The organism is Methylobacterium haplocladii, assembly GCF_007992175.1.
Classification (GTDB): Bacteria; Pseudomonadota; Alphaproteobacteria; order Rhizobiales; family Beijerinckiaceae; genus Methylobacterium; species Methylobacterium haplocladii.
This window is the reverse complement of the sequence record NZ_BJZT01000026.1, coordinates 1-20,303: the sequence shown is the minus strand read 5'-3', so window position 1 is coordinate 20,303 and position 20,303 is coordinate 1. Positions and strand designations below refer to the sequence as shown.

Annotated in this window: 14 protein-coding genes; 11 read left to right on the top strand and 3 right to left on the bottom strand. The window is 65.9% G+C overall.

Going from position 1 to position 20,303, the window contains the following annotated elements:
* Positions 1-2: 2 nt before the first annotated feature.
* Entirely contained in the window at positions 3-1,439 is a 1,437-nt protein-coding gene (gene pyk / locus MHA02_RS12255) for a pyruvate kinase (protein WP_147078990.1), read from the bottom strand.
* A gap of 617 nt (positions 1,440-2,056) precedes the next feature.
* Here pyk and MHA02_RS12250 point away from each other — a divergent pair.
* A complete protein-coding gene (locus MHA02_RS12250; RefSeq protein WP_147078988.1) occupies positions 2,057-2,914 on the top strand; it encodes an outer membrane protein in 858 nt (285 codons plus the stop codon).
* A gap of 207 nt (positions 2,915-3,121) precedes the next feature.
* On the opposite strand, the gene MHA02_RS12245 is transcribed toward MHA02_RS12250, so the two are convergent.
* Together MHA02_RS12245 and MHA02_RS12240 are read right to left on the bottom strand one after the other, a co-directional pair.
* Positions 3,122-3,550 carry a DUF1036 domain-containing protein gene (locus MHA02_RS12245; protein ID WP_147078986.1) on the bottom strand — a complete coding sequence of 143 codons (429 nt, stop codon included), beginning with the start codon at positions 3,548-3,550 and terminating at the stop codon, positions 3,122-3,124.
* 64 nt (positions 3,551-3,614) lie between these two features.
* Positions 3,615-4,928 (bottom strand): glycerate kinase type-2 family protein, encoded by a 1,314-nt coding sequence (locus MHA02_RS12240; protein WP_147078984.1) that lies wholly within the window; start codon positions 4,926-4,928, stop codon positions 3,615-3,617.
* On the opposite strand from MHA02_RS12240, the gene MHA02_RS12235 reads away from it, so the two are divergent.
* The 10 genes from MHA02_RS12235 to fusA all read left to right on the top strand — a co-directional run bounded on the left by MHA02_RS12235 (position 4,927) and on the right by fusA (position 20,258).
* Positions 4,927-5,112, top strand: a complete 186-nt coding sequence (locus MHA02_RS12235; protein ID WP_147078982.1) for a hypothetical protein — start codon at positions 4,927-4,929, stop codon at positions 5,110-5,112. The two genes, MHA02_RS12240 and MHA02_RS12235, sit on opposite strands and share 2 nt — an antisense overlap.
* 83 nt (positions 5,113-5,195) lie before the next feature.
* The gene (locus tag MHA02_RS12230; RefSeq protein WP_147078980.1) at positions 5,196-5,987 is read left to right on the top strand and encodes an N-formylglutamate amidohydrolase; all 792 of its coding nucleotides are present in this window, start codon (positions 5,196-5,198) and stop codon (positions 5,985-5,987) included.
* Between the two features lie 57 nt (positions 5,988-6,044).
* Entirely contained in the window at positions 6,045-6,362 is a 318-nt protein-coding gene (locus MHA02_RS12225; RefSeq protein ID WP_147078977.1) for a DUF1244 domain-containing protein, read from the top strand.
* A gap of 654 nt (positions 6,363-7,016) precedes the next feature.
* The gene (gene rplJ / locus MHA02_RS12220) at positions 7,017-7,547 is read left to right on the top strand and encodes a 50S ribosomal protein L10 (protein ID WP_147078975.1); all 531 of its coding nucleotides are present in this window, start codon (positions 7,017-7,019) and stop codon (positions 7,545-7,547) included.
* A 57-nt stretch (positions 7,548-7,604) separates the two neighbouring features.
* Positions 7,605-7,979: a 50S ribosomal protein L7/L12 gene (gene rplL, locus MHA02_RS12215; protein ID WP_147078974.1), complete on the top strand. Its 375-nt coding sequence runs from the start codon at positions 7,605-7,607 to the stop codon at positions 7,977-7,979.
* 255 nt (positions 7,980-8,234) lie between these two features.
* Positions 8,235-12,359, top strand: coding sequence for a DNA-directed RNA polymerase subunit beta (gene rpoB / locus MHA02_RS12210; protein WP_147078972.1), 4,125 nt, complete (start codon positions 8,235-8,237; stop codon positions 12,357-12,359).
* A 168-nt stretch (positions 12,360-12,527) separates the two neighbouring features.
* The gene (gene rpoC / locus MHA02_RS12205) at positions 12,528-16,748 is read left to right on the top strand and encodes a DNA-directed RNA polymerase subunit beta' (RefSeq protein WP_147078970.1); all 4,221 of its coding nucleotides are present in this window, start codon (positions 12,528-12,530) and stop codon (positions 16,746-16,748) included.
* Positions 16,749-17,182: 434 nt separating this feature from the next.
* Positions 17,183-17,554 carry a 30S ribosomal protein S12 gene (rpsL, locus tag MHA02_RS12200; protein WP_055885344.1) on the top strand — a complete coding sequence of 124 codons (372 nt, stop codon included), beginning with the start codon at positions 17,183-17,185 and terminating at the stop codon, positions 17,552-17,554.
* 127 nt (positions 17,555-17,681) lie between these two features.
* Positions 17,682-18,152 carry a 30S ribosomal protein S7 gene (gene rpsG, locus MHA02_RS12195; protein WP_147078968.1) on the top strand — a complete coding sequence of 157 codons (471 nt, stop codon included), beginning with the start codon at positions 17,682-17,684 and terminating at the stop codon, positions 18,150-18,152.
* 30 nt (positions 18,153-18,182) lie between these two features.
* Positions 18,183-20,258, top strand: coding sequence for an elongation factor G (gene fusA / locus MHA02_RS12190; protein WP_147078966.1), 2,076 nt, complete (start codon positions 18,183-18,185; stop codon positions 20,256-20,258).
* The last annotated feature ends 45 nt before the right edge of the window (positions 20,259-20,303 follow it).

Genomic DNA, 20,303 nt, shown 5'->3' with positions numbered 1-20,303 from the left:
ATTCACACCAGGGCGGCGTGCTCGCGGGTGACGTAGGCGATCCGCACCATGTTGGTGGCACCGGGTGTCCCGAACGGCACGCCGGCCACCACGATGACCCGATCGCCGATCACCGCGAAGTCCTCGCGCAAGGCGAACTTCGCCGCCCGGAACGCCATGTCGTCGACGTCGCTGGCATCCTTGGTGACGATCGGATGCGTCCCCCAGACGATGGCGAGGCGGCGGGCCGTCTCGCGCTTCGGCGTCAGGGCGATGATGCTGGCGTTCGGCCGCGAGCGAGCGAGGCGCTGCACGGTGGAGCCCGAATGGGTCCAGGCCATCACGGCGCGCAGGTTCAGCGCCTCGACGATCTGGTGTGTCGCGGCGGCGATGGCGTCCGACACGGTCGCATCGGGCTCCGAACGCTGAGCCGTCAGGATCGACCAGTAGAGCACATCGCGCTCCACCTGCTCGGCGATGCGGCTCATCGTCGAGATCGCCTCGATCGGGAAGTCGCCGGCCGCGCTCTCGGCGGATAGCATCACCGCGTCGGCACCCTCGTAGACGGCAGTGGCGACGTCGGAGACCTCGGCGCGGGTGGGCACCGGTGCCGTGATCATCGACTCGAGCATCTGCGTCGCGACCACCACCGGCTTGCCGAGTCGGCGCGCGCTGCGGGTGATGCGCTTCTGAACGCCGGGCACCTGCTCCAGCGGCATCTCCACGCCGAGATCGCCGCGGGCCACCATGATGCCGTCGGAGATCTCGATGATCTCGTCGAGGCGGGTCAGCGCCTGCGGCTTCTCGATCTTGGCCATCACCAGCGCGCGGCCCGCGCAGACCTTCTTGACCTCCGCAACGTCCTCGGGCCGCTGGACGAAGGAGACCGCGATCCAATCGGCGCCGGCGTTCAGCCCAGCCTCGAGATCGGAGCGGTCCTTCTCGGTCATCGCCGGCACCGGCAGCACGGTGTGGGGCAGCGAGACGCCCTTGCGATTGGAAATCCGGCCACCGACGTCGACGCGGGTGACGGCGCGGCCGTCGCTGACCTCGGTAACGTGCAGTCGCAACTTGCCGTCGTCGATCAGGACCGCGTGGTTCGGTTCGAGGGCGGCGAGGATTTCGGGGTGCGGGAGATAGACCCGGTCCACGTCACCCGGGGTCGGGTCGCTGTCGAGGACGAAGGTTGCGCCGTTCACCAGTTCGGCCGAGCCCTCGGCGAAGGCGCCGACGCGCAGCTTCGGCCCCTGCAGATCGACCAGGATCGCGATCGGCCGACGGGCCTCGCGCTCGATGGTACGGATGATCTCGACCTTCTCCGGCAGCTTTTCGCGGGGGAGGTGGCTCATGTTGAGCCGGAAGACGTCGGCGCCCGCATGAAAGAGCTTGGCGATCATCTCCGGCGTGTCGGAGGCCGGCCCCAAAGTGGCGACGATCTTGGTACGGCGTGCGCGCTTCACTCTTAAACCTCCATGCCCGTTAGGACCCGGCGGAGATCGGACAGCGACCGCGGGAACGGCCCGGCAAGGGGCGCCGCTGGGCACCGGCGGCCGGGCGAAGTCTCGGCGGCCACAAGCCCCTTCAGGGTCGGCGCGTCAAGGTCCGGAAAGCAGTACCGTCATTCTACGAGGCGCACGTCGGGCAGGCGTCATCGTCCCCGCGAGCGCAGCCATCGGCAGTCCGGCGCGACGCAGGACACTGCCGAACCTCGGTCGGCGAGAACGGCAGTCGGGTCCCGAGCGTCCCGCGATCCGCGGCTCGCGCCGTCACGAGCAGTCGGTCAAACCAGCGCCGCGGTCGTCTTGGTGGCGCCGCCCGATCAGAATCGGTCAACCGTGTCGGGGCCGCTCGAGATTTCCGATCCGGTCGAACCATCGACAGAGCCGGCTCAACGACGCCCGAAACCAGAACGCGAAGTCGGCCGGGTCACGCGACGCGGGCACATGTCCCCGAAAAAGCCGCGAAACGCCTCCGACCGGCCGCTTCGGGCAACACTGTGGCCTGCAAGCCATAGTTGCCGAACCGAGCTTTGCCGTATCGTGTCCTCACGTTGATACCTGGGGATGGACACATCGTGATGAAGAAGCTTCTCTTGGCCGGCGCCGCGATGGCGCTCCTGACCACCGCCGCTTCCGCGGCCGACCTGCCGCGCCGCGCCGCGCCGCCGCCGGTGTTCGTGCCGGTCCCGGTCTTCACGTGGACCGGCTTCTACGCCGGCCTGCACAGCGCCTACGCCTTCACCGACAACGCGAACATCCGTACGACCGGAAACGCCCTCGCGACGCAGGCGAACGTCGCCGCCGGCTTCCGCGCCGGTTCGCTCAAGAGCGAAGTCGACGGCTTCGCCAAGATCGGTGGCGGCATGGGCGTCAACTACCAGCTGACCCCCGGCTCGGGCTTCGTCGTCGGCGCCGCCTTCGACATCAGCTGGACCGACCTGCAGAAGAACATCGGGTTCGTCGGAGCCTTTAACGCGGCCCAGGGCGGCAACAACGCCAGCGTCTACACGCAGAACCTGGACTACCTCGGAACCCTGAACGGCAAGCTCGGCTACGCCTTCGACCGGTTCCTCGTGTACGGCACCGGTGGTCTCGCCTTCGGAAACGTCTCCTACGGCGCCTCGTTCTTCGGTACGCCCGCAAACGGTCTGCCGCTGCAGTTCATCGGCGGCTACGACGTCAACTTCGAGACCGGCTACAACTACGGCGGCGGCATCGAGTACGCGATCCCGGCCGACAGCTTCCTGAACACCTTCTCGGTGGGCAGGCTCCTCGGTCTCAAGTCCGATGTGACGATGAAGGCCGAGTACATCCGCTACGATCTCGGCGGCCGGTCTATCAGCGTCCTGAACGCTGCAGGCGGCGGCTACACCTCGACCTTCAAGACCGAAGGCAGCCTGATCCGCGCCGGTTTCAACTACAAGTTTGGCGGCTGATCCAGCGCCACGCCGACACCACCAAACGACCGAACGGGCGGGCGCTCTCACGAGCCCCGCCCTTCTTCGTTTTGGCAGCGCGGGCTCGAACCGTCCGCTGGTCACAGTGAGGGCAGCGAAGCGGCCTTGGGTCAGATCCCGCCCAGCGTCGACATCGAATTGGGATTGTCGCTCGACGGCCCGAAGCGGATCCGGGCCGGGCGCCCTCTACGGCGCTCCGCTCAGCGGTTGACCGGGATCCGTGAGCTGGATCGTCCAGCTCTTCTGCTCACCGGTGTCGACCTCGATGAAGCCGTTGCGGTCGAAGCCGCGGGCGAGGCAGTCCTCGACACCGCGGATCGTGAAGGCGGTGTCCTTGGTGCACATCATCGAGCGGCCGCTCCACTCGCCGCCGCGGGTGAAATCCACGGCATAGACGTAGTAGAATCGGGCCGCGAGCGCGCCCTTCAGAAGGGTCTCGCAGTCCTTCGGCTTGAGATCCCACCAGCCTTCGGTGACCCAGCCCTGCGGGTCGCGATAGCCGACCGTCACGCCGATCTTGCTGCCGGTGAGATTGCACATGCGCAGATCGGCCATGGCCGGCACCACGGTGCAGGCCATGACGCCGGCCAGGAGGACGACCCTCGCGAACATCATGTGCAAGCCCCGGCAGCGGCGGACCGCGCCGCCGCTTTCTACAAACCTGGGCTCGATCAAAAGCTCATCCGACGAGAATGATGCGGCAATCGTTGACATTGGTGCGGGTGGGACCGGGCTGAACGAGATCGCCGATCGTCGCGAAGAATCGCGTCGAATCGTTGTCCGCGAGCATCGCGGCCGGATCGAGCCCCTTTTCGCGGGCCCGGGCGAGGGTGGTCGGATCGACGAGGCCGCCGGCTGGGTCGGTGGCCTTGCCGCGGCCGCCATCGGTGCCGTCGGTGTCGGCCGCGATGCCGGCGATGCCCTCTTCGCCGTCCAGCGCCAGCGCCAGCGCCAGCGCGTATTCCTGGTTCGGGCCGCCGTCGCCTTCGCCGCGGATCGTGACCGTGAGTTCGCCGCCGGAGATCAGCGCGACCTTGCGGCCGGCCGCCTTCATCTCGCGCGCGAGTTTTGCGTGCTCGGTGGCGACCTCGCGCGCCTCGCCCTCGCAATCGGCGCCGAGCATCACCGGCTCGTAGCCGACGGCCTTGGCGGCGGCAGCGGCGGCTTCCAGCGCGTCGATCGGCCGGGCGACGATGCGGTACTCCGCGCGGGCGAAGGCGGGATCCCCGGCCTTCGGAGTCTCGTTGGCGGGGTCGGTAAGAAGTGCCCGTGCCGAGTCGGGAAGCGTGATGCCGCGGCGCTCGCAGATCGCCAGGGCATCGGCGAGCGTCGACGGGTCCGGCACGGTCGGGCCGGAGGCAATGACGGAGGGGTCGTCCCGCGGCACGTCGGAGATCGCCAGCGTCAGGATGCGCCGGGCGTTCTTCGCAGCGACGGCGAGCCGCCCGCCCTTGATCCGCGAGAGATGCTTGCGGACGCAGTTGATCTCGTCGATCGGCGCGCCCGAGCGCAGCAGCGCCTTGGTGATCCCCTGCTTTTCCTCGAGGGTCAGGTTGCCCGCCGGCGCGATCCAGTTGGCCGAGCCACCGCCCGAGAGCAAAACCAGCACCTCGTCGTCCGGGCCGGCCTGCGCGGCGATGGCCAGCGCCTCCTTGGTCGCTTCGATACCGGCTGCGTCGGGCACCGGATGCCCGGCCTCGACCATGCGGATGCCCGGTGCATCCTCGCCGTAACCGTGGCGGGCGACGGCGAGACCGAGGATGCGCTCCTCCGGCACCCCGTGCTCCTGGCGGTAGAACCGGCTCGCCATCGCGGCCATGCTGCCGCCGGCCTTGCCCGCACCGAGGATGATCAGCCGCCCCGGCACCGGCGGCGGGAGCTGGCCGACCAGACATTTGCTCGGATGCGCCGCCGCGATCGCGGCATCGAGAAAGCTCCCGAGCAGCTCGCGCAGGTTCCTGATAGCCGGCGCATCGGGGGAAGGAGCGGTCATGCAGGCGTCCTCGCAACGGTTTCTTGGCGCTGGTCTCGGCAAGGAAGGCCAGCCGGGCGCCCGTTTCGAGCGCAGTCTGCTCCGTGCCATGCCCGAGGCCGCTCGCGACGGCAAGATTTCGGAACGAGATTCGAACGGCACCGATCCCGCATGGCGTTGGGTTTCGCCGCAGGTTTTCGTTTGAAAGCGCCTAGGCACGGTTCCGCGCCTGCTCCAGCATGGCCGTCAGGCACTTTCGATCGCGAGCGAGTGGCCCAGATAAGCCCCATGCCAGCATCCGCAGCCCTTCGTGCAGCCGCCCTCGAAACGACCGAGCCGCTCGAGCACCCGGTCGAGAGCATTTCCGGTGACCTGCGACGCGGCCTGCTGATCCTGTGCGATCACGCCTCGAACATGGTGCCGGACGATCTCGACCGGCTCGGCGTGCCAGTGCACGAATTCGGGCGCCACATCGCCTACGATATCGGCGCGGCGGCGGTGACGCGACGGCTGGCCGAACTGCTCGGGGTGCCTGCCGTGCTCACGCAGTTCTCGCGGCTGGTGATCGACCCGAACCGGGGCCGGAACGACCCGACCCTGGTGATGCGGCTGTCGGATGGTGCGATCGTGCCGGGCAACGCCCGCATCGGCGCGGAGGGCGTCGCCGAGCGGATCCGCCGCTTCTATGCGCCCTACGACCGGGCGATCGATGCGGCAGTCGCGGACGGGCAGGCGGCCGGAGCGCCCCCGATGATCCTGACCATGCACAGCTTCACCCGCTATTGGCGCGGCGTGGCGCGGCCCTGGCACGTCGGCATCCTCTACGACGGCGACGAGCGGCTCGCCCGTCCGCTGATCGCCGGCCTGCAGGCCGATCCGGCCGGTCTCACCGTCGGCGACAACGCCCCCTATGGCGGCGGCCTGCCCGGAGACACCGTCGACCGCCACGCCACCGCCCGCGGCCTGCCCAACGCCCTGGTCGAAATCCGGCAGGACCTCCTACTGGAGCAGGCCGGCATCGAGGAATGGGCGCACCGTTTCGCGCGGCTGATGCAGCCGATGCTGCGTAGCGGGCATTGACGCTCGGCCTCCGGCTCACGAGGTCAGACACGCAATCGGCTTCGGAAAGCATCACCCATGAACGGCATCGATCCGCAGACCCAGACCGAGCTCGAAGCCGCAGTGTTCCGCCGCCTCGTCGCGCATCTTCGCGCGCGTCCGGATGCGCAGAACATCCATCTGATGAACCTCGCCGGCTTCTGCCGGAACTGCCTGTCGAACTGGCTCAAGGATGCCGCCGACGAGCGCGGGCTCGCGGTGAGCAAGGACGCGAGCCGCGAGCACGTCTACGGAATGCCCTACGAAGAATGGAAGCGGCTCCATCAGCAGGAAGCCACGCCGGACCAGCAGGCCGCTTTCGCAAAGGGGCAGGCCACGGGACAGGCAAGTCGTTGAGCGGCGGCGACAGCCGACCCCGGTACAGGCCGAATCGGTTTTTCCTTGCCGCCGGGCCATGCGATGCAGCACCATCGCCCGAGGCAGGGAGCGCACCCACGTGATTCGGGAGCCCGAAAGCCGATAGGGGTGTTCACAGCTGAGGACGGTCGCCGGGCGCATGGCCGGGTTGCGACCGTTTTGCTGTGTTCGGGGACTTGGCAGGGCGCTTGCTAGGCTCTATAGACCCCCTTCCACGAATTCACCTTTTTGAAGGAGTTCGGCCTATCGGCCGATTTCCGTTCGAGATGCCGTCCGGGAAGCCGGGCGGCGATGGCCGGAAGGACTTCGGGGCAGATGCCTCGGAAGCCTCGTCCGGCCATGTCCTGTCCGAGACTGCAGGGGCCGGCTTGCCGGCTTAATCCTCAAAGCGCCTGCACAGACGGGGAAGACCGAGTTTTTCGACACGCTTCGCACCTGCGGTTTCCGCAGGGGAGGGGCATCGGTTTGAACCATCTCGCCCATGCCGAAGCGCTCTCGAGCGCGGTGGTAGGGGACAGGGCCGTGAAGCGTCGTTCGGACGTTTTCGGCTGACGAGGCCGAGACCGTTTCCGGGCGGCATGTTGCAACCGGCGGGTCCTCATCGAGGTTCCGCCAGAACCGGAGAGAGCCAAGGTGGACAGAACAGCAAAAGCTGATCTCGTCTCGACGCTCAACGGCGTGTTCTCAGAGAACGCCGTCGTCGTCGTGGCCCACTACAAAGGCCTCACGGTCGCCGACATGCAGAAGCTGCGCTCGCAGATGAAGCAGGCCGGCGCCACCGTGAAGGTCGCCAAGAACCGCCTCGCCAGCATTGCTCTCGATGGCACGGACGTCGCCTCCATCAAGCCCCTCCTGAAGGGTCCGACCCTGCTCGCCTATTCGAGCGATCCGGTCGCGGCCGCCAAGGTGGCGGTGGATTTCGCCAAGGCCAACGACAAGCTCGTGATCCTCGGCGGCGCCATGGGGACGACAGCCTTGAACCCGGACGGTGTGAAGGCGCTCGCCTCGCTCCCGTCCCTCGACGAACTGCGCGCCAAGATCGTGGGCCTCATCCAGGCTCCCGCGACCAAGATCGCCCAGGTCGTCAGCGCACCGGCGGCCAAGCTCGCCCGCGTGTTCGGGGCCTATGCCACCAAGGACGAGAACCGGGACGAGGCGGCCTGAGGGCCGTTCGTCCTTTTCATTCAAACCGATCGAACCGATCTCTCAAGGAAACCGAAAATGGCTGATCTTGCCAAGCTCGTCGACGACCTGTCGTCGCTGACCGTCCTCGAGGCCGCCGACCTCGCCAAGCTGCTCGAAGAGAAGTGGGGCGTTTCCGCCGCCGCTGCCGTCGCCGTCTCGTCCGGCCCGGCTGCCGGCCCGGCCGCCGCCGTCGAGGAGCAGACCGAGTTCACGGTCATGCTCACCGCCGCAGGCGACAAGAAGATCGAGGCCATCAAGGAGGTCCGCGCGATCACCGGCCTCGGCCTCAAGGAAGCCAAGGACCTCGTCGAGGGCGCTCCCAAGGCCGTCAAGGAAGGCGTGTCCAAGGAAGAGGCCGAGAAGATCAAGGCCCAGCTCGAGAAGGCCGGCGCCAAGGTCGAGCTCAAGTAAGGCTCCGATGGGCCGGATCCGGCCCATCCCTTCCGGTCTCCTTCGCGGGGGACCGGCGACAGACGCCCGCGAGCCACACCGGCTCGTGGGCTGACGCCGCTTCCGGCGGCCGGTGGATCGGGGACGACCCAACCGGCGACAGAAGACCGAAATTGAAGTTTGGGTGAGGCGGTCCGGCGGGGCGCGTCTCACGGCCCGGAGCGGGAAGGGCACTTTCCCCGGGCACCGGTACGCGGGTAGGTGGAGCGAGATCACATGGCCAACACGCTGGTCGGTCGGAAGCGCATTCGCAAGTTCTTCGGCAAGATCAAGGAAGTGGCAGAGATGCCGAACCTCATCGAGGTTCAGAAGGCGTCCTATGACCAGTTCCTGATGGTGGACGAGCCCGAGGGCGGCCGCGGCGACGAGGGCCTGCAGAGCGTCTTCAAGTCGGTCTTCCCAATCTCCGACTTCTCGGCCACGGCGCTCCTCGAATTCGTGAAGTACACGTTCGAGCACCCGAAATACGACGTCGACGAGTGCCGCCAGCGTGGCATCACCTATGCGGCTCCCCTCAAGGTGACGCTGCGCCTGATCGTGTTCGACGTCGATCCGGATACCGGCGCGAAGTCGGTCAAGGACATCAAGGAGCAGGACGTCTACATGGGCGACATGCCCCTGATGACGGAGAACGGCACCTTCATCGTCAACGGCACCGAGCGCGTCATCGTCTCGCAGATGCACCGCTCGCCGGGCGTGTTCTTCGATCACGACAAGGGCAAGACCCACTCCTCGGGTAAGCTGCTCTTCGCCGCGCGCATCATCCCGTATCGCGGCTCCTGGCTCGACGTCGAGTTCGACGCCAAGGACATCGTCCACGTCCGCATCGACCGCAAGCGCAAGATCCCGGCGACCTCGCTGCTGTTCGCGCTCGGCCTCGACGGCGAGGAAATCCTCGCGACCTTCTACGACCGCGTCGTCTACGAGCGCGACAAGACCGACTGGCGCGTGCCGTTCGACCCCGAGCGCCTGAAGGGCTTCAAGGCCTCCGTCGACCTGATCGACGCCGAGTCGGGGGAGGTCGTGCTTGAGGCCGGCAAGAAGATGAACGTGCGCAACGCGCGCCTCATCTCCGAGAAGGGGACCCAGTTCCTCAAGCAGACCAACGAGGACCTCGTCGGCCAGTACATCGCCGAGGATCTGGTCAACCTGAACACCGGTGAGATCTACGCCGAGGCCGGCGACGAGATTTCCGAGAAGCTGATCGCGGGCCTCGACGAGGTCGGCATTCAGGAGCTTCCGGTGCTCGACATCGACCACGTCAATGTCGGCCCCTACATCCGCAACACGCTGGCCGTCGACAAGAACTCGGCCCGCGAAGGCGCGCTGTTCGACATCTACCGCGTCATGCGCCCCGGCGAGCCGCCGACGCTCGACACGGCGGAAGCCATGTTCCACTCGCTGTTCTTCGACAGCGAGCGCTACGACCTGTCCGCCGTCGGCCGCGTGAAGATGAACATGCGTCTCGACCTCGACGCCGAGGACACCGTGCGTACCCTCCGCAAGGAGGACATGCTCGCGGTCGTCAAGGCGCTGGTGGATCTGCGCGACGGCAAGGGCGAGATCGACGACATCGACCATCTCGGCAATCGCCGGGTACGCTCGGTCGGCGAGCTCATGGAGAACCAGTACCGGCTCGGCCTGCTCCGCATGGAGCGCGCCATCAAGGAGCGCATGTCCTCCGTCGACATCGACACCGTGATGCCGCAGGACCTGATCAACGCGAAGCCGGCAGCCGCTGCGGTGCGCGAGTTCTTCGGCTCGTCGCAGCTCTCGCAGTTCATGGACCAGACCAACCCGCTCTCGGAAGTCACCCACAAGCGCCGCCTCTCGGCGCTTGGCCCGGGCGGTCTGACCCGCGAGCGCGCCGGCTTCGAAGTCCGCGACGTGCACCCGACCCATTACGGCCGCATCTGCCCGATCGAGACGCCGGAAGGCCCGAACATCGGCCTGATCAACTCGCTCGCGACCTTCGCACGCGTGAACAAGTACGGCTTCATCGAGACGCCCTTCCGTAAGGTGAAGGACGGCGTGGTGACGAACGACGTCTCGTATCTCTCCGCGATGGAGGAGGCGAAGTATCACGTCGCCCAGGCCAACGCGCAGATGGACGAGAACAAGAAGCTGACGGAAGACCTCGTGGTCTGCCGGCGCGCCGGTGACGTGATCGTGGTCACGCCCGACCGCGTCGACCTCATGGACGTGTCGCCGAAGCAGCTCGTCTCGGTCGCCGCAGCGCTGATCCCGTTCCTCGAGAACGACGACGCGAATCGCGCCCTCATGGGCTCGAACATGCAGCGCCAGGCGGTGCCGCTGGTCCGTTCGGACGCGCCCTTCGTCGGCACCGGCATGGAGGCCGTGGTCGCCCGCGATTCCGGCGCCGCCATCGCCGCGCGCCGCTCCGGCATCGTCGATCAGGTGGACGCCACCCGTATCGTCATCCGCGCCACCGAAGAGGCCGACGCCACGAAGCCCGGCGTCGACATCTACCGCCTGCAGAAGTTCCAGCGCTCCAACCAGTCGACCTGCATCACGCAGAAGCCGCTGGTACGCGTCGGCGAGCCGGTCAAGAAAGGCGAGATCATCGCCGACGGTCCCTCGACCGAGTTCGGCGAGCTCGCGCTCGGCCGGAACGTGCTCGTCGCGTTCATGCCGTGGAACGGCTACAACTTCGAGGACTCGATCCTGCTCTCCGAGCGGATCGTGAAGGATGACGTGTTCACCTCGATCCACATCGAGGAATTCGAGGTGATGGCCCGAGACACCAAGCTCGGTCCGGAGGAAATCACCCGCGACATCCCGAACGTCTCGGAAGAAGCCCTCAAGAACCTCGACGAAGCCGGTATCGTCTACATCGGCGCCGAGGTGCACGCCGGCGACATCCTCTGCGGCAAGATCACACCGAAGGGCGAGAGCCCGATGACGCCGGAGGAGAAGCTGCTCCGCGCCATCTTCGGCGAGAAGGCGTCCGACGTGCGCGACACCTCGCTCCGGGTTCCGCCGGGCGTGACCGGCACGATCGTCGAGGTACGGGTGTTCAACCGTCACGGCGTCGACAAGGACGAGCGCGCCCAGGCGATCGAGCGCGAGGAGATCGAGCGTCTCGCGAAGGACCGCGACGACGAGCAGACCATCCTCGACCGCAACACCTACGCCCGCCTCTCCGGCGTGCTGATCGGCCAGTCGCCGGTCGCCGGCCCGAAGGGCTTCAAGAAGGACACCAAGCTGACCCGCGAGGAGATCAGCGAGTATCCCCGTTCGCAATGGTGGCAGTTCGCCGTCGTCGAGGACCGTCTGATGACGGAAATCGAGGCGATGCAGAAGCAGTACGATGAGTCGAAGAAGCGCCTCGAGCAGCGCTTCCTCGACAAGGTCGAGAAGCTGCAGCGCGGCGACGAGTTGCCCCCCGGCGTCATGAAGATGGTCAAGGTCTTCGTCGCGGTGAAGCGCAAGATCCAGCCGGGCGACAAGATGGCCGGCCGCCACGGCAACAAGGGCGTGGTCTCGCGCATCGTGCCGATCGAGGACATGCCGTTCCTGGAGGACGGGACGCATGCCGACATCGTGCTGAACCCGCTCGGCGTGCCCTCGCGCATGAACGTCGGTCAGATCCTGGAGACCCATCTCGGCTGGGCCGCCGCGGGCCTCGGCCGCAAGGTCGCCAAGGCGGTGGATGCCTATCTGAAGAACCAGGACATCGCGCCGCTGCGTGCGGAGATGGAGTCGATCTACTCGCCGTCCGAGCTGGAGGGCCTGTCGGACGAGGAACTGGCGGAGGCCGGCAACAACGTCCGCCGCGGCGTGCCGATGGCGACCCCGGTCTTCAACGGCGCGAAGGAAGCCGACATCGAGCAGATGCTGGAAATGGCCGGTCTCGACCGGTCGGCTCAGTCGACGCTCTATGACGGGCGCACCGGCGAGGCCTTCGATCGCAAGGTGACGATGGGCTACATCTACATGCTCAAGCTCCACCACCTCGTGGACGACAAGATCCACGCGCGCTCGATCGGCCCGTACTCGCTCGTCACCCAGCAGCCGCTGGGCGGCAAGGCGCAGTTCGGCGGTCAGCGCTTCGGCGAGATGGAGGTCTGGGCGCTGGAGGCCTACGGCGCGGCCTACACGCTTCAGGAGATGCTCACCGTGAAGTCGGACGACGTGGCCGGCCGGACGAAGGTCTACGAAGCCATCGTGCGCGGCGACGACACCTTCGAGGCGGGCATTCCCGAGTCGTTCAACGTGCTCGTCAAGGAGATGCGTTCGCTCGGCCTCAACGTCGAGCTGACCTCTACCAAGAAGGCCAATAACGACCAGCTTGAGCCGCCGGCCGAGGCTGCCGAGTAAGCTTGAACGACAGCTCCCGTGCCGGTTCCCTGGAGCCGGCACGGTACGAGCAGGGAGGGGAAGCGCCTCCCGGAACATCAGGCCAGCGGCGTCCCGACGGGCGCGGCGCCTTTTAAATTTCAGTCGTGACACCCAGGCGCGGGGTCTCACGCGAACAAGGAGCGGATCATGAACCAAGAGGTCATGAACCTTTTCAACCAGCAGTCCCAGCCGCAGAGCTTCGACCAGATCAAGATCTCGATCTCGTCGCCCGAAAAGATCCTCTCGTGGTCGTTCGGTGAGATCAAGAAGCCCGAGACGATCAACTACCGGACCTTCAAGCCCGAGCGAGACGGCCTGTTCTGCGCGCGCATCTTCGGGCCGATCAAGGACTACGAGTGCCTGTGCGGCAAGTACAAGCGCATGAAGTACAAGGGCGTCATCTGCGAGAAGTGCGGCGTCGAAGTCACCCTGGCGCGCGTCCGGCGCGACCGCATGGGCCATATCGAGCTCGCCGCCCCCGTCGCCCACATCTGGTTCCTGAAGTCGCTGCCGAGCCGCATCGGCCTGCTGCTCGACATGCCGCTTAAGGACCTCGAGCGGATCCTCTACTTCGAATCCTACTGCGTCATCGAGCCGGGCCTCACGCCTCTGAAGGAGCGTCAGCTCCTGACGGAGGAGGAGTACCTGCGCGCTCAGGAGGAGTACGGCGAAGATAGCTTCACGGCGATGATCGGCGCCGAGGCGATCCGCCGGATCCTGATGGAGCTCGACCTCGAAGGCATCGCGGCGTCGCTCAAGGAGGAGATCTCGACCACGACCTCCGAGCTGAAGCCCAAGAAACTGATGAAGCGCCTCAAGATCATCGAGGCGTTTCAGCTGTCGGGCAACAAGCCCGAGTGGATGATCCTGACCGTCGTCCCCGTGATCCCGCCGGACCTGCGTCCGCTGGTTCCGCTCGACGGCGGCCGCTTCGCCACATCGGACCTGAACGACCTCTACCGTCGCGTCATCAACCGTAACAACCGTCTCAAGCGGCTGATCGAGCTTCGCGCGCCCGACATCATCATCCGCAACGAGAAGCGGATGCTGCAGGAGGCCGTCGACGCCCTGTTCGACAACGGCCGCCGCGGCCGCGTCATCACCGGCGCCAACAAGCGTCCGCTGAAGTCGCTCGCCGACATGCTCAAGGGCAAGCAGGGCCGCTTCCGCCAGAACCTGCTCGGCAAGCGCGTCGACTATTCGGGCCGTTCGGTCATCGTGGTCGGTCCCGAGCTGAAGCTGCACCAGTGCGGCCTGCCGAAGAAGATGGCGCTGGAGCTGTTCAAGCCCTTCATCTACGCGCGCCTCGACGCCAAGGGATTCTCGGCCACCGTCAAACAGGCGAAGAAGCTCGTCGAGAAGGAGAAGCCCGAGGTCTGGGATATCCTCGACGAGGTCATCCGCGAGCATCCCGTGATGCTGAACCGGGCGCCGACGCTCCACCGCCTCGGGATCCAGGCCTTCGAGCCGAAGCTGATCGAGGGCAAGGCGATCCAGCTGCACCCGCTGGTCTGCGCCGCCTTCAACGCCGACTTCGACGGCGACCAGATGGCCGTGCACGTCCCGCTGTCGCTCGAGGCGCAGCTGGAAGCGCGCGTCCTCATGATGTCGACGAACAACATCCTGCACCCGGCCAACGGCCAGCCGATCATCGTGCCCTCGCAGGACATCGTTCTCGGCCTCTACTACCTCTCCATCGTCGGCGATGGCTTGATCGGTGCGTTCCAGCCCGACAACAAGCAGAATCCGATGCAGGGCGTGTTCGGCAACGTGGGCGAGCTGGAGCACGCGCTCGCGGCGAAGACCGTGAAGCTGCACACCAAGATCAAGTGGCGCTGGACCGGCATCGGCCCGGATGGCGAACCGCTGACCAAGACATACGACACCACCCCGGGCCGCGTGATCCTCTCGGGTGCCCTGCCGCTGCACGCCAAGGTGCCCTTCGACGTCGTCAACAAACTGATGACGAAGAAGGAGATCTCCGGAATGATCGACACCGTCTACCGCCACTGCGGTCAGAAGGAATCGGTGATCTTCTGCGATCGCATCATGGCGCTCGGCTTCAGTCACGCGTTCAAGGCCGGCATCTCCTTCGGCAAGGACGACATGGTCGTGCCGGAGAACAAGTGGACCATCGTCGACACCACCCGCTCGCTCGTGAAGGATTACGAGCAGCAGTACAACGACGGCCTGATCACTCAGGGCGAGAAGTACAACAAGGTCGTCGACGCCTGGGCCAAGTGCTCCGACAAGCTCGCCGCCGAGATGATGCTGCGCATCTCCTCGGTGCAGAAGGATGAGAACGGCGCCGACAAGCAGGTCAACTCGATCTACATGATGAGCCACTCCGGTGCCCGTGGTTCGCCGGCGCAGATGAAGCAGCTCGCCGCAATGCGCGGACTCATGGCCAAGCCTTCCGGCGAGATCATCGAGACCCCGATCATCTCGAACTTCAAGGAAGGCTTGGACGTTCTCGAGTACTTCAACTCGACCCACGGTGCCCGTAAGGGCCTCGCGGACACGGCGTTGAAGACCGCGAACTCCGGCTACCTGACCCGCCGTCTCGTCGACGTGGCGCAGGACGCGGTCATTCGCGAGGTCGATTGCGGCACGACCAACGGCATCAAGATGCGCGCCATCATCGATGCCGGCCAGGTCGTCGCGCCACTGGCGAGCCGCATCCTCGGCCGCGCCTCGGCCGATCCCCTGACGGCTGCCGACGGCACCGTCATCGTGGCGGCCGGCGAGACCATCGAGGAGCGTCACCTGCCGGCCATCACGGCGGCCGGCATCCAGGAGGTCAAGATCCGCTCGGTGCTCGTCTGCGCCACCAAGAGCGGCGTCTGCGCCACCTGTTACGGGCGCGACCTCGCCCGCGGCACGCCCGTCAACATGGGCGAGGCCGTCGGCGTCATCGCGGCTCAGTCGATCGGCGAGCCGGGCACCCAGCTCACCATGCGCACCTTCCACATCGGCGGCGCGGCGCAGATCGCGGATTCGTCCTTCGTCGAATCGAGCTTCGAGGGCACGATCGCGATCCGCAACCGCTCGCTGGCGAAGAACTCCGATGGCGACCTCATCGCCACCGGCCGAAACGTCGCCGTGGTGATCGTGGGTAGCGACGGAGGCGAGCGCGCCGTGCACCGCCTGCAATACGGCGCCAAGCTGCGCGTCGACGAGGGCGACAAGATCAAGCGCGGGCAGCGGATCGCCGAATGGGATCCCTACACCCGTCCGATCGTCTCCGAGATCGACGGCATCGTCGCCTACGAGGATCTCTACGACGGTCAGTCGATCACCGAGACCACCGACGAATCGACCGGCATCTCGAAGCGCGTCGTCATCGATTGGCGCGGTTCGTCGCGGACCTCCGATCTGAAGCCGGCGATGGTCATCGTCGACTCGGAAGGCAAGCCCCTGAAGCTGCCGCGCGGTTCGGAAGCCCGTTACCTGCTTCCGGTCGAGGCCATCATCGGCGTCGATCCGGAGACGAAGATCAAGGCGGGCGACATCCTGGCGCGTGTCTCGAGCGAGTCGGCCAAGACCCGCGACATCACCGGCGGTCTGCCGCGGGTGGCGGAGCTGTTCGAGGCGCGTCGTCCGAAGGACGCGGCGATCATCGCCGAGAAGTCCGGCACGATCGCCTTCGGGCGCGACTACAAGAACAAGCGTCGCCTCTCGCTGACGCCGCATGACGGCAGCGACAACGTCGAGTACCTGATCCCGAAGGGCAAGCACATTCACTTGCAGGACGGGGACGTGGTGGAGCTCGGCGACTATATCGTCGACGGCAACCCGGCGCCGCACGACATCCTGGCGATCAAGGGCGTGGAGGAGCTGGCCGCTTACCTCGTCAACGAGATCCAGGAGGTCTACCGGCTCCAGGGCGTGCTCATCAACGACAAGCACATCGAGGTGATCGTCCGTCAGATGCTGCAGAAGGTGGAAATCACCGACAGCGGCGATTCAGACATCATCCCTGGCGATCAGATCGACCGGACCGAGCTGGCCGACTTCAACGAGAAGCTCCTCGCCGAGGGCAAGAAGCCGATCCAGGGCGTGCCGGTGCTGCTCGGTATCACCAAGGCCTCGCTGCAGACGAAGTCGTTCATCTCGGCGGCCTCGTTCCAAGAGACCACCCGCGTCCTTACCGAGGCGGCGGTCAACGGTAAGGTCGATACGCTCGAAGGCCTGAAGGAGAACGTCATCGTGGGCTCGCTCATCCCAGCGGGCACCGGATCGCTCGTGGCGGATATCCGCACGATCGCACGCCGCCGCGACAACCTCATCCTGCAGCAGCGCGCCGAGGAACACGCTGCACGCCACCCGGCGCCGGTCACCGAACTTCCGCCGGCAGCCGCAGAGTGAGCCCCGACTGACGGTGAAAGACGATCGGGGCGGCCTTCGGGGCCGCCCTTTTTCGTGCGTGGCAGCGTATCCGCATGTGCCCAGCGCACACTCACAGCCAAGTCCCCGCGATCACGTGAAGAATGTGTTGCTGAGCCGTTGACGTTCCCGGGATCCTCGAGTAGAAGCGCCCCACTTCGGCTGACCACGTGTCTCCGACGATGTGAAGCCCCGAGCTTCCCAAATCGTCGCCGGGTCGGTGCCGAGGTTCATATAGCCTGACACTCGTCAGATCAGTGGGTAAGAACGCGCCGTTCACGGCGTGATCCTCTGCCTCAACCGCGCCAGAGGCCGTTAGCGGCCTATGGCGTTATTCGTTTTGCCGTCGGCTCCGCCGGAGCCGAGAGTTCGAACATCAGGGGCGCCCAGCGCGACCCGAGGGAAGAGGGCAGAGAATGCCGACGATCAACCAGCTGATCGCCCAGCCGCGCAAGGCCCAGAAGGCCCGCAACAAGGTGCCGGCGCTCGACGCCTGCCCGCAGAAGCGTGGCGTTTGCACCCGCGTCTACACCACGACCCCGAAGAAGCCGAACTCCGCGCTTCGTAAGGTCGCCAAGGTTCGCCTTACCAACGGCTTCGAGGTCATCGGCTACATCCCCGGCGAGGGCCACAACCTCCAAGAGCACTCCGTGGTGATGATCCGCGGCGGCCGCGTGAAGGATCTTCCCGGCGTGCGCTACCACATCCTGCGCGGCGTGCTCGACACCCAGGGCGTCAAGGGCCGCAAGCAGCGCCGCTCCAAGTACGGCGCCAAGCGCCCGAAGTAAGAACTGCGTCCGGAGTAAGGATTTCGGACTGGTATTTCACGGCCTCGTAAGGATGCCGCCGGCTTCACAGCTCAGGCGGCCTGCGCGGGGCGCTTAAGACGATTTTACGAACGCAAGGCTCGACCCTATGTCTCGTCGTCACTCTGCCGAGAAGCGCGAAATCATCCCCGACGCCAAGTACGGCGACGTCGTCCTGACCAAGTTCATGAATTCGATCATGTACGAGGGCAAGAAGTCGGTCGCCGAGGGCATCGTCTACGGTGCCTTCGAGATCGTTGAGAGCCGCGCCCGCACCAACCCGATCGAGGTGTTCCGCGCCGCACTCGAGAATGTCGCTCCGGCGATCGAGGTTCGCTCCCGCCGCGTCGGCGGCGCGACCTACCAGGTCCCCGTCGAGGTTCGTACCGAGCGTCGCCAGGCCCTCGCCATCCGTTGGTTGATCCAGGCCGCTCGCGGCCGCAACGACCGCACTATGGTCGAGCGCCTCTCCGGCGAACTCCTCGACGCCGCGAACAACCGCGGCAACGCCGTCAAGAAGCGGGAAGACACGCACCGGATGGCTGAAGCCAACCGCGCCTTCTCGCACTACCGCTGGTAAGCGGTCCCGGACCTTTTCAGGAGCACCCCGATGCCCCGCACGCATGCGATCGAGGACTACCGCAACTTCGGCATCATGGCTCACATTGATGCTGGCAAGACCACGACCACTGAGCGGATCCTCTACTACACCGGCAAGTCCCATAAGATCGGCGAAGTCCACGAGGGCGCCGCCACGATGGACTGGATGGAGCAGGAGCAGGAGCGCGGCATCACCATCACGTCCGCCGCGACGACGTGTTTCTGGCGCGAGAAGCGCCTGAACATCATCGACACCCCCGGCCACGTCGATTTCACCATCGAAGTGGAGCGTTCGCTCCGCGTGCTCGACGGCGCCGTCTGCGTGCTCGACGGCAACCAGGGCGTCGAGCCCCAGACCGAGACCGTCTGGCGTCAGGCCGACAAGTACGACGTCCCGCGTGTCGTGTTCGTCAACAAGATGGACAAGATTGGCGCCGACTTCTTTAAGTGCGTCGCCGACATCATCACCCGCGTCGCCGGCAAGCCGGTTTGCCTGCAGCTTCCGATCGGTGCCGAGAGCACCTTCCGGGGCGTCATCGACCTCATCAAGATGAAGGCGATCGTTTGGTCGGGTGAGGCGCTCGGCGCTAATTACGACGAGGAAGAGATCCCGGCCGACCTCCAGGATCAGGCGGTCGAGTACCGCACCAAGATGATCGAGGCCTGCGTCGAACTCGACGATGAAGCCATGACCGCCTACCTCGACGGCACGGAGCCGAGCGAAGAGACGCTGCGTATGCTCGTCCGCCGCGCCGTGCAGCTGCGCGCCTTCCACCCGGTGCTCTGCGGTTCGGCCTTCAAGAACAAGGGCGTCCAGCCGCTTCTCGACGCGGTCGTCGATTATCTGCCGTCACCGGCGGATCGTGGCGAGATCAAGGGTCTCGACTTCAAGACCGAGGAAGAGATCGTCCGTCACCCGACCGATTCCGATCCGTTCTCCATGCTCGCCTTCAAGATCATGGACGATCCCCACGTCGGGACGATCACGTTCTGCCGCGTGTATTCGGGCAAGATCGAGTCGGGCGCCAACGTGCTCAACTCGTCTCGCGACAAGAAGGAGCGCGTCGGTCGCATGCTCCTGATGCACGCCAACAACCGTGAGGACGTCAAGGAAGCCTTCGCCGGCGACATCGTCGCTCTCGCAGGTCTCAAGGACACGCGGACCGGCGATACGCTGTCGGATCCGATCAAGGCCGTGATCCTTGAGAAGATGGAGTTCCCGGAGCCCGTCATTGAGATCGCCGTCGAGCCGAAGTCGAAGGCCGACCAGGAGAAGCTCGGCATCGCTCTCGCCAAGCTTGCGGCCGAGGATCCCTCCTTCCGCGTCTCGACCGATCAGGAGTCCGGCCAGACCATTCTTCGCGGAATGGGCGAGCTCCACCTCGACATCAAGGTCGACATCCTGCGCCGCACCTACAAGGTCGATGCCAACATCGGCCAGCCGCAGGTGGCGTATCGTGAGAAGCTCACGAAGCGTCAGGAGATCGACTACACCCACAAGAAGCAGACCGGTGGTACCGGTCAGTTCGCCCGGGTGAAGTTCATCGTCGAGCCGAACGAACCGGGCGCGGGCTTCTCGTTCGAGTCGAAAGTCGTCGGCGGTTCGGTGCCGAAGGAGTACATCCCCGGCGTCGAGAAGGGCCTCAACTCGGTCCTCGGCGCTGGCGTCCTCGCCGGCTTCCCCGTGGTCGACATCAAGGTCGAGCTGATCGACGGCGCCTACCACGACGTAGACTCATCGGCCCTCGCCTTCGAAATCGCCTCTCGCGCCGCTCTGCGGGAAGCCCTCCAGAAGGGCGGCTCGGTCCTGCTGGAGCCGGTGATGAAAGTCGAGGTCGTCTCGCCCGAGGAATATACCGGTTCGGTCATCGGCGACCTCAACTCTCGCCGTGGACAGATCCAGGGCCAGGACATGCGCGGCAACGCCAACGTCATCAACGCGATGGTGCCGCTTGCCAACATGTTCGGCTACGTGAACCAGCTGCGCTCCTTCTCCCAGGGCCGCGCCAACTTCACGATGCAGTTCGATCATTACGAAGAAGTGCCGCGCGGCGAGGCCGACAAGGTCATCGCCAAGTACGCCTGAAGCATCTCTTCATCCGCAACACGCATTCGACTTTTAGGAGGCTCT